This window comes from Exiguobacterium sp. OS-77 (assembly GCF_000414195.2).
In the GTDB taxonomy this organism is placed as follows: domain Bacteria; phylum Bacillota; class Bacilli; order Exiguobacteriales; family Exiguobacteriaceae; genus Exiguobacterium_A; species Exiguobacterium_A indicum.
The window spans coordinates 2,743,945-2,756,751 of sequence record NZ_DF239008.1 but is presented as its reverse complement, the minus strand read 5'-3'; the positions used below and the strand labels follow the sequence as shown (position 1 = coordinate 2,756,751).

The 12,807-nt window shown below is 48.0% G+C and carries 15 protein-coding genes and 1 riboswitch; of the genes, 8 read left to right on the top strand and 7 right to left on the bottom strand.

Features of this window, described 5'->3' with window-relative positions; genetic code table 11:
* The first annotated feature begins 49 nt into the window (after positions 1-49).
* On the top strand, positions 50-934 hold the full coding sequence (gene paaX / locus EXG77_RS14080) for a phenylacetic acid degradation operon negative regulatory protein PaaX (protein WP_035399021.1): 885 nt from the start codon (positions 50-52) through the stop codon (positions 932-934).
* Positions 935-990: 56 nt separating this feature from the next.
* Here paaX and EXG77_RS14075 read toward each other — a convergent pair whose 3' ends face one another.
* Complete coding sequence (locus EXG77_RS14075; RefSeq protein WP_035399020.1) at positions 991-1,530, bottom strand: gamma carbonic anhydrase family protein; 540 nt, start codon at positions 1,528-1,530, stop codon at positions 991-993.
* A 91-nt stretch (positions 1,531-1,621) separates the two neighbouring features.
* Here EXG77_RS14075 and EXG77_RS14070 point away from each other — a divergent pair, with 91 nt between their 5' ends.
* The 4 genes from EXG77_RS14070 (at position 1,622) to EXG77_RS14055 (ending at position 4,303) form a co-directional block, all read left to right on the top strand.
* Positions 1,622-2,560 carry a nitronate monooxygenase family protein gene (locus tag EXG77_RS14070; RefSeq protein ID WP_035399018.1) on the top strand — a complete coding sequence of 313 codons (939 nt, stop codon included), beginning with the start codon at positions 1,622-1,624 and terminating at the stop codon, positions 2,558-2,560.
* Between the two features lie 135 nt (positions 2,561-2,695).
* Entirely contained in the window at positions 2,696-3,124 is a 429-nt protein-coding gene (locus tag EXG77_RS14065) for a DMT family transporter (RefSeq protein WP_035399016.1), read from the top strand.
* A gap of 15 nt (positions 3,125-3,139) precedes the next feature.
* Positions 3,140-3,808, top strand: a complete 669-nt coding sequence (locus tag EXG77_RS14060; protein ID WP_035399014.1) for a Crp/Fnr family transcriptional regulator — start codon at positions 3,140-3,142, stop codon at positions 3,806-3,808.
* 12 nt (positions 3,809-3,820) lie between these two features.
* Positions 3,821-4,303: a DMT family transporter gene (locus EXG77_RS14055; protein ID WP_035399013.1), complete on the top strand. Its 483-nt coding sequence runs from the start codon at positions 3,821-3,823 to the stop codon at positions 4,301-4,303.
* Between the two features lie 53 nt (positions 4,304-4,356).
* Here the strand turns inward: EXG77_RS14055 and EXG77_RS14050 are convergent, their stop codons facing one another.
* The 4 genes from EXG77_RS14050 to EXG77_RS14035 form a co-directional block, all read right to left on the bottom strand.
* Positions 4,357-5,562, bottom strand: coding sequence for an MFS transporter (locus tag EXG77_RS14050; protein ID WP_255415728.1), 1,206 nt, complete (start codon positions 5,560-5,562; stop codon positions 4,357-4,359).
* A gap of 29 nt (positions 5,563-5,591) precedes the next feature.
* On the bottom strand, positions 5,592-6,191 hold the full coding sequence (locus EXG77_RS14045) for a winged helix-turn-helix domain-containing protein (RefSeq protein ID WP_035399009.1): 600 nt from the start codon (positions 6,189-6,191) through the stop codon (positions 5,592-5,594).
* A gap of 231 nt (positions 6,192-6,422) precedes the next feature.
* Positions 6,423-6,953 (bottom strand): peptide-methionine (S)-S-oxide reductase MsrA, encoded by a 531-nt coding sequence (msrA, locus tag EXG77_RS14040; RefSeq protein ID WP_023467010.1) that lies wholly within the window; start codon positions 6,951-6,953, stop codon positions 6,423-6,425.
* A 95-nt stretch (positions 6,954-7,048) separates the two neighbouring features.
* Positions 7,049-7,152: riboswitch (SAM riboswitch) on the bottom strand.
* A 62-nt stretch (positions 7,153-7,214) separates the two neighbouring features.
* A complete protein-coding gene (locus tag EXG77_RS14035; RefSeq protein ID WP_035399007.1) occupies positions 7,215-8,393 on the bottom strand; it encodes a M20 family metallopeptidase in 1,179 nt (392 codons plus the stop codon).
* Positions 8,394-8,470: 77 nt separating this feature from the next.
* On the opposite strand from EXG77_RS14035, the gene EXG77_RS14030 reads away from it, so the two are divergent.
* Positions 8,471-8,764, top strand: a complete 294-nt coding sequence (locus EXG77_RS14030) for a putative quinol monooxygenase (RefSeq protein ID WP_035399006.1) — start codon at positions 8,471-8,473, stop codon at positions 8,762-8,764.
* 58 nt (positions 8,765-8,822) lie between these two features.
* Here the strand turns inward: EXG77_RS14030 and EXG77_RS14025 are convergent, their stop codons facing one another.
* On the bottom strand, positions 8,823-11,177 hold the full coding sequence (locus EXG77_RS14025; protein ID WP_238987959.1) for an SH3 domain-containing protein: 2,355 nt from the start codon (positions 11,175-11,177) through the stop codon (positions 8,823-8,825).
* Between the two features lie 141 nt (positions 11,178-11,318).
* Entirely contained in the window at positions 11,319-11,873 is a 555-nt protein-coding gene (locus EXG77_RS14020) for a GNAT family N-acetyltransferase (RefSeq protein WP_023467014.1), read from the bottom strand.
* Positions 11,874-12,142: 269 nt separating this feature from the next.
* Between EXG77_RS14020 and EXG77_RS14015 the strand changes: the two genes are divergently transcribed.
* Both EXG77_RS14015 and EXG77_RS14010 read left to right on the top strand, forming a co-directional pair.
* Complete coding sequence (locus EXG77_RS14015) at positions 12,143-12,472, top strand: multidrug efflux SMR transporter (RefSeq protein WP_035399004.1); 330 nt, start codon at positions 12,143-12,145, stop codon at positions 12,470-12,472.
* Positions 12,469-12,786: a multidrug efflux SMR transporter gene (locus EXG77_RS14010; protein WP_023467016.1), complete on the top strand. Its 318-nt coding sequence runs from the start codon at positions 12,469-12,471 to the stop codon at positions 12,784-12,786. The genes EXG77_RS14015 and EXG77_RS14010 overlap by 4 nt, the downstream gene beginning before the upstream one ends.
* Positions 12,787-12,807 lie beyond the last annotated feature (21 nt).

Genomic DNA, 12,807 nt, shown 5'->3' with positions numbered 1-12,807 from the left:
CGTATACTAACGATACACACTATGAACGACTGAAGAGAGAGTGAATACCATGAGTGCGAACACCCAATCGATGATCTTTACGATTTACGGCGATTATATCCGTCATTACGGCAATCACATCTGGGTCGGGAGTTTGATTCGACTTGTCAAAGAGTTCGGACATAACGAGCAGGCCGTTCGGGTTGCTGTCTCCCGAATGGTTAAACAAGGCTGGCTCGTCTCCGAAAAACAAGGAAATAAAAGCTTTTATTCATTAACACCACGTGGGGTGGAACGGATGGAGGAGGCCGCACGGCGGATCTACAGATCAACACCGCACGACTGGGACGGGAAATGGCGGACGCTGATGTACACGATTCCGGAGGATAAACGCCAGATTCGTGACGAGCTCCGTAAAGAACTGACGTGGAGTGGGTTTGGCAACTTATCGAACGGGGTTTGGATTTCACCGAACCCACTTGAAAAAGAGGCGGAACGATTGATCGCGTCGTATGAGATCGAAGAGTATGTCGATTTCTTCGTCGGTGAATACCATGGTCCGAAGCAGGATCAATCCCTCGTTGAGCGCGCGTTTCCGCTGGAGGAATTGCAGGAGCGTTACGAGACGTTCATCACGGATTACAGCCGGCAATACATCGTCCATCAGAGTCAGCTCCAACTCGGAGAAATGACGGATGAACAGTGTTTCGTCGAACGGACGATGCTCGTACATGAGTACCGGAAGTTTCTGTTCACGGATCCCGGATTACCGCAAGAACTGTTACCAGATGCTTGGAGCGGACATCACGCGGCGCTCTTGTTCGAACAATATTACCGATTGCTCGCACAACCAGCGAGTCGGTTCTTCGAATCGATCTTTGAAGAGACGCACGATGTGTCGCAACGCAGTGCCTCGTACGACGCAGCGGAACACCCGCTGTTTGCAGAGCGGTGAGCATATATTCGAATGAAAAGAGCGGGACGGATCAGTTGATCCGCCCCGCATTCGTGTCATTCAGATGTGTTCTGTTCAGCTGATTCTGCGAGAATGTTTCGGAAGGCATATCCTTTATCGACGTAAGAATCAATCGACTCCTGAATCATCGCAAGATCCGCTTCTGTTAGTTCACGCACGACTTTACCGGGTGAGCCGATGATCAGCGAACGGGGTGGGAAAACTTTTCCCGATGGAATTAACGTATTCGCCCCGATGATGCATTCTTCACCGATCTCTGCATGATCAAGAACGGTCGCACCCATTCCGACGATCGAACGACGTCCGATTTTGCAACCATGTAAAATCGCGTTATGTCCGACCGTTACTTCATCTTCAATGACGACGGGTGCCCCTTCATAGAGATGAATCGTCGCGTTGTCCTGGATACTGCATCGTTTCCCAATTGTAATCGGTCCTTCGTCACCGCGTAAGACAGCGTTGAACCAGACGGTAGACTCGGAACCGATCGTGACGTCTCCGATCAGATAAGCGCCAGGAGCGATGAACACATCGGAGGCGACGTTCGGATGAATCGATTGATACGGAATCTTCATAACAGAATGACCTCGTTTCTATAATAAGATGAACTACTATTCATTCCATGTCAGTATAGCATGTGAGTGAAGGCGAGAACGGAGGAAAGACATGTTTCCGATTTGTGAGCTCTTTAAAATTCGATATCCTTTGATCCAAGGAGGAATGGGTAACATTAGTCATGCGGCGCTGACGGCAGCAGTGTCGAATGCCGGGGGACTCGGAACGCTCGGGTGCGGGACATTGTCGGTCGACGAAGTGGCGTCGCGGATTCGCGAGACACGAATGCTGACGGATCAACCATTTGCCTTGAACATTGCGATTCGTGTGTCTCCCTATACAGAAGCACTGATTGATCTCGCGATCGCAGAAAAGATTCCGGTCGTCTCCTTGTCGGCAGGAAATCCGGCACCGTACATAGAGCGACTCCGAGCTGCCGGCATCAAAACGATCGCGGTTGTCGCTTCAGTCAAACAGGCGTTAAAGGCAGAACAGGCAGGGGCAGATGTACTCGTAGCGGAGGGAGTTGAAGCGGCAGGCATCAACTCACCGCTCGAGTTGACGACGCTGACCTTGATTCCGCAACTCGTCGATCGGGTCAACATTCCAGTTCTTGCAGCAGGGGGGATTGGTGACGGTCGTGGACTGGCAGCTGTTTTGTTGCTTGGTGCTGCCGGCGTCCAGCTCGGAACACGGTTGATCGCGACGGAAGATGCGAAGGTCCACCCAGTTTATAAATCGCGCTTAACGGATGCGACAGATACCGATACACGCATCATCGGGCGCTCCGTTGGATTTGTCCGACGTGTCCTTGATGGTCCTTACGTCGAACAGCTCACAGCCAAGACACCTGCTGCTTTTCTCGATCAGACGAATGAGTCGTATCATATTACAGGCGCTCTTGAAGGCGATGAAGAGAAAGGATATGTCAACGCTGGACTGGTTGCCGGTTTGATTCGTGATGTGCCAACGGTTGCTGAGTTGTTTACGCGCATGATGGAGGAAGCAGAGGAACAGCTGAAGCGGACGACTGCTCGTTTTGCGACATGAACATACAATGATGACCCGTAAACCCGCTTGTGGAAAGCGGGTTTTTCATGTTTTTTTGAAAACGGGACATTTGTCCTTTTCAAGTGAGGCACGAATAAGGTCTACTCTAGTGTAGAGATTAAAGGAGGAGATGACGTGCAAGGAGTCGTGTTTGCTTTGATGAGCGGTCTGTTCATCGCCCTGCAAGGTATATTCAATGCGCGCCTTGCGACAGGCGTCGGACCGTGGTTATCCGTATTGATCGTCCACTTTGTTGGTCTGATGGGTTGTTTAGTCATTTATAGCTTCGTACGAGATCGGAAAATCGGCGGATTCCGTCAGTTACCGTGGATTTATGCGAGCGGTGGTTTGATTGGCGTGCTAGTCGTCGTAACGGAACTCACAGCGATCCAAAAACTCGGGATGACATGGGCGATGTGTTTGTTACTCGTCGCGCAGATTTTATGTGCCTTTCTGATTGATTTAAAAGGATGGTTCGGTGTCTTAAAAAAACAAGGAAATCGTGGTCAGTGGGTTGGTGTGGGTCTCATGCTTGTAGGAGTTGCGATTTTCTCACTTGCCTAAAGGGAGGGAACGAACATGGAAACCGTCATCCAACAATATGGACTGGATACGATTTTGACGGAAGAGACGCGCGCTTGGTTGCGTGAAGAAACCTTCCGAAAAGGAGAACTCCTCTGTACGACCGGTGCGACAATCGACCGGATGTACTTCATCGTCGCAGGCAAGGTCAAGATTTCTGCTGCTTCGTCAGAAGGGAAACAACGGATTTTACGATTCAAAACACCACTGACAGTGATTGGTGACGCCGAGTTCATCAATGAACGAGAAGTGTTGAATACAGTTGAGGCGGTGACCGATGTCGATGTGTTGAGCGTGCCGTATGCGATTTTACGCGAGCACAATACGACGAATGTCTTTCTGCAATTCTTATTACGCACGATCACAGCGAAGTGGTATGCCGATTCGAAATCAGCGTCGCACCACGTACTCTATACGGTCGAGGAGCGATTTGCAGGCTACTTATTATCGATTGCGTCCGAAGCTAGTGACAGTTTGTTTTATCAGGAGATGCGGACGTCGAATCTACATGACGTTGCTGACTGGCTTGGAACAAGTTATCGCCATCTCAACCGGATCATCACGAAGTTGTGTGAAGAAGAGATTCTCGTTCGACGACGTGGGAAAATCATCATCGTTGATCTGGAGCGGATTCGCGAGAAGGCGAACGGCAACAGCTATGAGTAAGGAGGAACGAACATGGTAATAGGCATCGTGTGTGCTGTATTGGCAGGGATGCTAATCAGTTTACAGACGGTATTGAATGCCCGGATGAGTGACGCGTTCGGTGCTTGGGCGACGACGACGTTGGTCTTCTTCGTCGGCTTCATCGGAGCAAATGTCACGTATGTTCTGTTTCGTGGTGGAACAATCGGGCAGATCCAAAACGTATCACCACTCTATTGGTTTGGTGGACTTGTCGGTGTTGGCGTCGTTTTTTGTGTCATGCGTGGGATTCAGTTGCTTGGTCCGTCCGTCGCGATCTCTGTCGTTCTGATTTCGCAGTTAAGCTTTGCCCTCGCCGTTGATACGTTCGGTTGGTTCGGTTTGCCGCAAATCGACTTATCGTTTGGTCAGCTCATCGGTCTCGCTGTCATGGTGTGTGGCATCTTCGTCTTGAAACGGTATCAAGTCGTGGCACCGGAACAACAGGCAAAGGATCAACTAGAACGTGTTTCGTAATAACCGAATACAGAACAAGGACGGTGGCATTCCAATCCACTGTCTTTTTTTGACTAGTTTTCGACCTGGATCATGCGTTTTCTGAAGTAAAGCGAGAGAACAATAATGAGAAGACCACAGTACAACATGATTGTCGTGATCGAAACGTGAAACGACAGTAGAAACGAAAGGAGCGCGTAAGATAATGGAACGAGACCATTTGACGCGGCATTCACGACACTCATGACACGTCCCATCGTCTTTTCCGCACACTGAGACTGGATGAACGTAATGAAGCGAATATTGATGATCGAAGAAAGGACACCAAGTGATAACAGGATGATCAGGTACAACGAAATCTGCTGGACTTGACTAAGCAGGAAGAAAAGCAAACCTAAGGCGCCAATCAATCGGACCGATGAGGTAAGTCCGTTTTCTTTCTTCTGCGTTAAACCACTCCAGAGCGCCCCTCCGAGCATTCCCATTTGATAAGCCCCTTGCATATAACTTAAATCCATCGCATCTCCTTGGAGCACATCATGAACGAGTAAGGGGATTCCGAGTAAGAGTGGTCCAAAGAAAAAGAAATTGACACAGATGACAAGAAAAAGTGTCTGCTTGAGTTGCTGAAGGTGAAAGACGTAATGTAGCCCTTCTTTTAGTTCAAAGAGAGCTGAATGCTGAAGCGATCGCTTGATCTTAGATTCACGAATACCATACGTGAAGAGAAGCGTCAGACAGAGTGTGCCGAAAATCACGAGAAAGACGTGCGAGTAAGAAGAATGGCTGAGGATGACTCCACCAAGAATCGGACCTGAAAAGAGGGCGATTTGATTAGATGTTTGAATCAGTGAATTGGCTTTAGTGAGCTGTTCTTTCGGAACGAGTGTAGGCAGTAAGGAAGCATTCGCTGGCGAAAAGAATGCATCCACACTACCGAATAGCAAGGCGAATCCTAAAATCGTCAACAATGTAAGCTGATCGGCATGAAGTAATACGAGAAGACAGAGAATGAAACTGATTCGTAAAGCGCTCGAGATGCGCATGATCGTCGAACGTTTATAGCGATCGGATAAGACGCCACCGAACAACATGAGAAAAATACGGGGTAACAAGGTGGCCATGAGGACGAATCCGAGATATGACGCCTGGTTTAGCGTATGGATGACATACCATTGTTCAACAAATAAATAGGTTGATAGGGAGAGGGCAGAGCACATACTGGACCCCCATAAAAATAAAAAAGATCGATTTTTAAACAGCGATTGTTGCGTATCCATTTCAACAGGCAGCATATGGCACCTCCGGTTTAGACGTCGTCATTCTCAAATAGTGGTTCATCAATTGCAAAGGCAGTCGTCATGATATAGAAGTGTTTTTTATCTTCTTCGTCTAGTGAAGGGGACCGTGTGAACTCGTCCAATAGAGCACGATATTTGGTAGCAAATTGCCGAAAATTGGCTTCAGACATCGTCAGTTCCTTTTGAAGCGATAAGCTCATCCAGTCTTCAACGTTTGAAGACACAGGAGAAAAAGCAGTAGTTGGAGCGGTGAGGACGCGTGTCTTTGCTCGGTCCAATACCTCAAGATACGACTGCCGGGTCGCTTCATTCGTCTCGACGAAGTTCAGTAGATGATCGGCAGGAATGTAGCCTCGAGCAATCGCTTGATAGTATTTCAATAGATTGCCGCCCTGTTCTTCCGTCCGGACGAGGCGAATCAAGTCATGCTTTTCAAGTTCTCGTACATGATAGAGGATCTTTGCGCGGGATAACGTCAGCAAGTGGGCTAACTGATGTACCGTATGTGGTTTTTCGACGAGAAACATGAGGATTTTTGTTCGTAACGGATCACTGATCACTTTTAACTGTTCATAGCTCTCTAATATGTGAATCGCTTTTTGTTCCATGCAATCATCTCCTTTTTAACCGGTTAATTTTTATTAACCGTAAAACAAAAGACTTCATTTGTAAACGATTACAAATTTGTGTGAGGGTGTTGGTAAAGAAGACATCATTTGTTTACATACAAAAAGACTGACTCCAGTGACATCTCGGTCATCCTCCACTTTCTACTGGAAAGTAGGGGAAGAACGAGATGTTTGAAATCAGTCTAAGCTACTGTATGTGGTTCGAGGTGATTAGACCGTCGTCGTATCTTTCCATTCCTGCTCGATGAAAGCATCGCGACCAGAGGCAGCACGATCTTTTTTATAGTGTTCTGGATTTTTCTTATGGAAGTCTTGATGGTACTCTTCCGCCGGATAAAATTCAGAAGCGGCATCGATCCGCGTCACGATGGGTTGTTTGAAACGATTGCTTGCAGCAAGGGCGTCACGGGAAGCGATTGCTGCTTCATGCTGCGCATCCGTATGATAGAAAATCGCTGGTGCGTACTGCGTGCCACGATCTTGGAATTGACCTTCTGCATCCGTCGGATCCGTTTGTGGCCAGTAGAGTTCGAGCAGACGCTCGTACGGGAATAGGCTCGGATCAAACGTGATTTGGACGACTTCGAGATGTCCCGTCGTTCCTGTTTTGACTTGCTCATACGTCGGATTGTCGACGTGACCGCCCATGTAACCTGATACGATTCCCTCGATTCCTGGTAATTCTTCAAATGGTGTCACCATGCACCAAAAACATCCACCTGCAAATGTTGCTTTTTCCATCCGTCTCTTCCTCTCCGTGGGAAATTCCCATTGTATGTCTGACAGCGAGAAAAACGAAAACGACTCCTTCGCTTGGTTGCAAAAGGAGTCGCCGCTTTTTATCAACCAAAGCTTTCGCTTTGCTGGTCGTAGCACCTTGCTATACGCAGGTTGCTGGGACGTCATCGATCCAGATCTCTCGGTCCACTCTTGATAAGGGTATATGAAGTTGATGTCATTCGTTATCATTGTTGTGATGATACCATTCACATAGAAATAAAGTCAATCCTTAGGTTTCAAGGCACGTAAAACCGTCGCTCCGAGTGTTTTCGCACCAACCAATAACGCTTGTTCGTTGATCTCGTACTGCGGATGATGCTGTGGATGATTGATGCGACCGTCCGTATATCCGGAGCCGGTAAAGAAGTAACTTCCCGGGACGTGTGTTAGATAATGTGCGAAGTCGTCCGCCGCCATCATCGGTGTGAGTGACCGGACAGATGCTTCCGGTAAGAAAGAAGCAGCTTCCTGAACGAGTTTTGTCTCGTCCGGATGATTCCAAAGCGCCGGGTAACCCGTCGTGAAGTCAATCGAATAAGTAGCACCGATGCCGGCACACGTCGTTTTGGCGACAAGGTCGACTTCTTGTCGGAGCTGATGCCGCAGGGTTTCATTGAACGTCCGGATCTCCCCGACGATGCGTGCTTCACCCGTGACGATGTTCGGCGCCGTTCCTGCGTGGAAGGATCCGATTGCGAGAACTGCTGGCTCAAATGGGTCGACCCGTCGACTGACAAGGTGTTGTAAGTTACAGACGAGTTGTGCCCCAGCGACGAGCGCATCTTTTGTTTTGTGCGGTGCCTGGGCATGCCCACCTTGACCATGAACGATGATTTCGAATTCGTCGATCGCACATAATGTATGTCCTTCCCGAAACCCAATCGTACCAACCGGTAAATCATTTTCGAGATGTGTCGCGAAAATCGCATCGACGCCTTCGAGAACGCCGGCTTCGATCATTTGGATGGCTCCGCCAGGAAAGACCTCTTCTCCATGCTGATGAATGATTCGAATCGTTCCTTGCAATTGATCCCGTAACGGATAGAGCGTAGCAGCAAGAGCCATCACCATCGCCGTATGCCCATCGTGTCCGCAAGCATGCATGACACCGGGATGGATTGACCGGAAAGCAAGTGTTGTCTCTTCTTGAAGTGGTAAAGCATCAAAATCTGCACGGACCGCAATCGTTGGGCCAGGGTGTTTGCCTTCGATCGTCGCGACGACACCACGACCTCCGACGGCTGTTTCGTGAGGGATGCCCCGTTCCGCGTAAAAGTTTGCAATTCGTTCTGGTGTGCGGACTTCCTGAAAAGAGAGTTCCGGATGTCGATGGAAATCACGCCGTAACGCGATCATCGTCGGTTCGAATTGTTCGAGTGCTTCAAAAAGTTGAGTTTGCATCTTCAAGCTCCTTTGACGTGTGTTTTTTCGTGAAAATGGGTACAGATACAGGTAATCACGAAAGGGGATAATGAAACATGGGAGAAATCGTCGTCAACGCTGTACTTACAATCAAAGCAGGACTCGCGGATCAAGTCTTTCCGATTTTAGAAACGGTCTATCATGCCGCACAAAAAGAGGAAGGATGCTTACGCTATTCCTTGCACCAATCGATCGAAGACGAGCATCAATTCATGCTGTATGAAGTGTATCAGGACGAAGAGGCACTTGAAGCGCATATCGCATCCGATCACTATAAAGCATACCGTGAACAGATCGAGTTATACTTGATGGATCGACAAGTAACGAAATACGTCGAGATGACATTCTGACGTGTTGCGATAAGAAGAGACGAAGCCGTCGAATTCGACGGCTTCGTCTTTTTTTGTCTTACATCGATTTAAATCCGAGGAAATGCTCTTGCCAACGCGGTTCATAAATCGAATTGATTTGGAGCTGTGAACCGCCCGCATGGATGAAGTGTTCGCTATCGAGCATGATTCCGATATGCGATGGACCATCCGTGTAGGTGTTCTGGAAGAAGACGATATCCGAGCGTTTACCACTCGAGATACTCGTCCGGCGATTCGTAAAGAAAGCACCGTACCAGTAGCCGCGAACGTTCGTCCGACCACCGTATTTTCCAGCCTTATTTGTCGCGTAGTGAATCAAACCGGAACAATCGAAGCCACCGTTCACGGCATTTTGCGATCCCCATGTGTAAGGTGTACCGATATGTTGGACGGCTGCTTGAATCAGCTTTTCACCGCGCGTGTTATTCTTTTTAATGACCCGTTTATCGGACGTAATCGTCACAGCTGAGACCGGAAGATAGACGGGTGTCCAGCCTGACTGGATGACATAGAAGTTTCCGACCCGGTGACGCGGATAAACACGTTTGCCTTGCTCAACGAGTCCGCTGCCTTTTGGACTGGTTGGACTCGAAAAGAAGGATGTCGTCTGTTTGACGGTATAGATTTTCGTTCGATTGATTGCTTTTTGTGTCAGTTTCATATCGGGTTTGCTCGTGCTGATATAAGGGTTGAGGACGTAACCCGTTTGACCGCTGACTAAGCGAACTTGCCAAAAATCATCATCAATTGATTTCAGACCAATCAATTTTGTCCCTTTTTTCAAATAGGCAGCTGGCCGACTGTAAGCGACGTCAGCAGAGAAGAGTGGCGTTTGGTCCAGATGGACATAAAACGTTGTCCCTTTTTTCGCTTTTGCTTTTGGTTTATTTAGTCCGATCCGACTCGAATCGACGAAACCAAAGATATTGTTATATTTGACACGTGTAAAATAACCGCTTTTTCCATAGATGGTGATCGATTTTCCTTTTTTCAACGTACCGATTTTTTTACCCGACAGTTTTGCCTGTGACCGAATGACGACGTCGTCCTCTGTCACGTAACGTTGACCGGTAACGTCATACAGATCCGGCTTTTTCGTGACGAGATCACTCGTCTTGACGTAACCATAGACCGTCCCTTTTTTTAATCGAGTGTAACTACCGCTCGTACCATAAATCGTTAGTTTATCAGCTCGTTTGACAGAATACATCATTTTACTTTTCGTTGAAGCAGACGTATAGACGGACAAGTTGCGTTTTGCGTACCGTGTTCCGGTTGCGGCGTATACTTTTTCACTACCAAGATCAGCTGTTTTAACGTAGGCATGGACTCCGCGGAAAATAATTCGACTGTAGACGCCACTTTTACCATAGATCGTTAATAAAGTATTTGTTTTTTGTTGATCGATTATGGAGCCGGAAGCATTCGGTGCACTATAGATCGGTGTAGCGCGCTGAACATAGAGGCGTGCGGTCTTTGGATAGTATTTCAACGTACCGAGATGTGCCGTCAATACATAGGCATACTCGTCGTTTCGTTTGATTCGTGTAAATGAACCCTCGACGCCGTACGTCTGAAGAGAAGTATTCACAGGAAGCGATTGTACGACTTCTCCTTTCGTAGTCGCAGTGGCATAGACCGTCGTCTGCTGTTGGACGTAACGCACTCCTGTTTCTGGATGGCTCACGACCTGCGTATCAGCTAAATCAGTCGTCAATACGAAGGCGTAACCGGTCTTAGTCGCCACACGTGTAAAAGTACCCGTCGTTCCGAACGTTTCGAATGATTGATTTTGAGTGACGGCAGTCTTCGCGCTCGTCGTCTTCGGCTCAACGAAAAGAGAAGTCGCTCGTTTGGCATAACGCGTCCCAACCAATTTCGGAAGTTGCTCGAGTTGTGTCGTTGATACATAGGCGTATTGCTCGTTCCATTTCAGACGCGTGAACGTGTCGAAGGTGCCGTATGTATCGATTCGCTGATAAGCGGGAAGTGTCGTCACGACGGTGGGATCAAATGGTGAAGCAACTAATGAGAGTGAACTTTTCGACATCAGCGTTGCTTGTTTTTGAAAAACAGGTGCTGTTTGCGTTAACGCGTTTGTTGCGACATAAGCAGTACCTTCTTGCCAACTGACACGAGTGAAGTCACCGTCCGTACCGAGTGTCTTGAATGTCGTTCCTGCTGGTAGTTGTTGGATGACCGTTGTGGAATCAGCCGTTTGTAGCAACGCAGCATCCTCTTTCAAATAAGCCGTCCCGGTTGTCTCGGTGACTGTTTGTGTTTCTGCTGTCGGTTGAACAGGTGGCGATTCAGCAAAAGCGGGTGCGGGTAAAACCGAGCTCAACATTAACGTTGCGGCAAGTCCAGCAACATGAGCAGTCCATTTTTTCATCAAGAGGTTCACTCCAATTCTTAAAATTTGTCATTATGAATAGTGTAGCATGCGCTTGTTTAAAAATTGATAAAAATCAAAAAAATAGGAGGTTGTTCATGAAAAAACGGTATGCCTCGGCACACCGTTTGAAGTCATATGTTAGTTATCTTCTTCGTGATCCACTTGCCATTCCCAGTCGAGCATGCCGTAAATCAAGGAATCGCGCCAGTGGTCTTCGAGATAGACCGTCTCGCGAAGCTGTCCTTCCTTCGTCATGCCGACCTTTTGCAAGACACGTTCGGAAGCGACGTTTCGTGGGTCACACGTTGCCGTGATTCGGTGTAGTTCTAGTTTTTCGAAACCGAATTGGAGAAGGAAAGAGGCGATTGACGTCGCGTATCCGTTCCCCCATTCATCAGGCGAGAGGACGTATCCGATTTCGGCGATTTTATTCTCAACGTCTGTGATGACGAGTTCACCGGCACCGATGACGACGTCACTTGGAAACGTCACGGCAAAGACATAACGACGTCTTGGTGTCTCGAGTTCACTTTCAAGCGCATCGTGTAGGAATTGTTTCGTATCCGTTTCGGTATTCGGTCCCCATGACTGGAATTGACTGACGATGGGTTGTGAGGCATAGGCGTGAACCGCTTCTACATCTTCTGGTGTAAAACGACGAATCCGAAGTTGATCATTGATTTTATAACGCATGCAGCATCCTCCTCATTCAGATGAAGTCACTTTGATTCTATTTGACAGATGGGGAACAGATTCCTGTTTGACATGGGAAAAAGGGCGTGCTAGGGTGGTTGTATCGAATGGAATAGGGAGTATCCTCTAGGGTTCCGTACGGCTGGACCGAGGGAGGAACATGGACGTTTGTCCATGCAACGGAGGGATAAAAGCCCGGGAGTAAAGCGAATCGTCTCGCTTGCTCCCGGGCTTTTTCATTTGAATTTACCTATTAGGAGGCAATTATTATGGCAAAGTATTGGATTGGGATCATCGTCGCAGCGTGTTTTGAAGTGGGCTGGGTCATCGGATTAAAACATGCGGCAACACCACTTGAGTGGGCTGCAACGATCGTCTGTATCATCGTTAGCTTTACCGTGCTAATTAAAGCGAGTAACCATTTACCAGTTGGAACGGTCTATGCTGTTTTCGTCGGTCTCGGAACAGCAGGAACGGTCGTGACGGACATCGTCTTGTTCGATCAAACCGCTTCCGTGATGAAATTAGCATTGATTGCTGTCTTACTCGTCGGCGTCATCGGTCTGAAATTAGTCAGTGGAGAGGAGAAATCAGCATGAGTTGGATTTATTTAATCATTGCCGGAATCTTTGAGATGTTTGGTGTCGTCTTGATCAATACGTTCAATCAAAATAAGAATGCAAAGAATCTACTGTTGATGGGAACAGGATTTGGACTCAGTTTTCTATTTTTGACACTTGCGATGAATGGTTTACCGATGGGAACGGCGTACGCGGTATGGACGGGTATCGGAGCAGCGGGCGGTGCGATCCTCAGCATGGTGCTCTATAACGAATCAAAAGACTGGAAGCGACTGGTTTGTATAGGTCTTGTCTTAAGTGCGACGATTGGTCTGAAACTTGTCGGCGAATGATCGTTTACATGTCAAACAGAT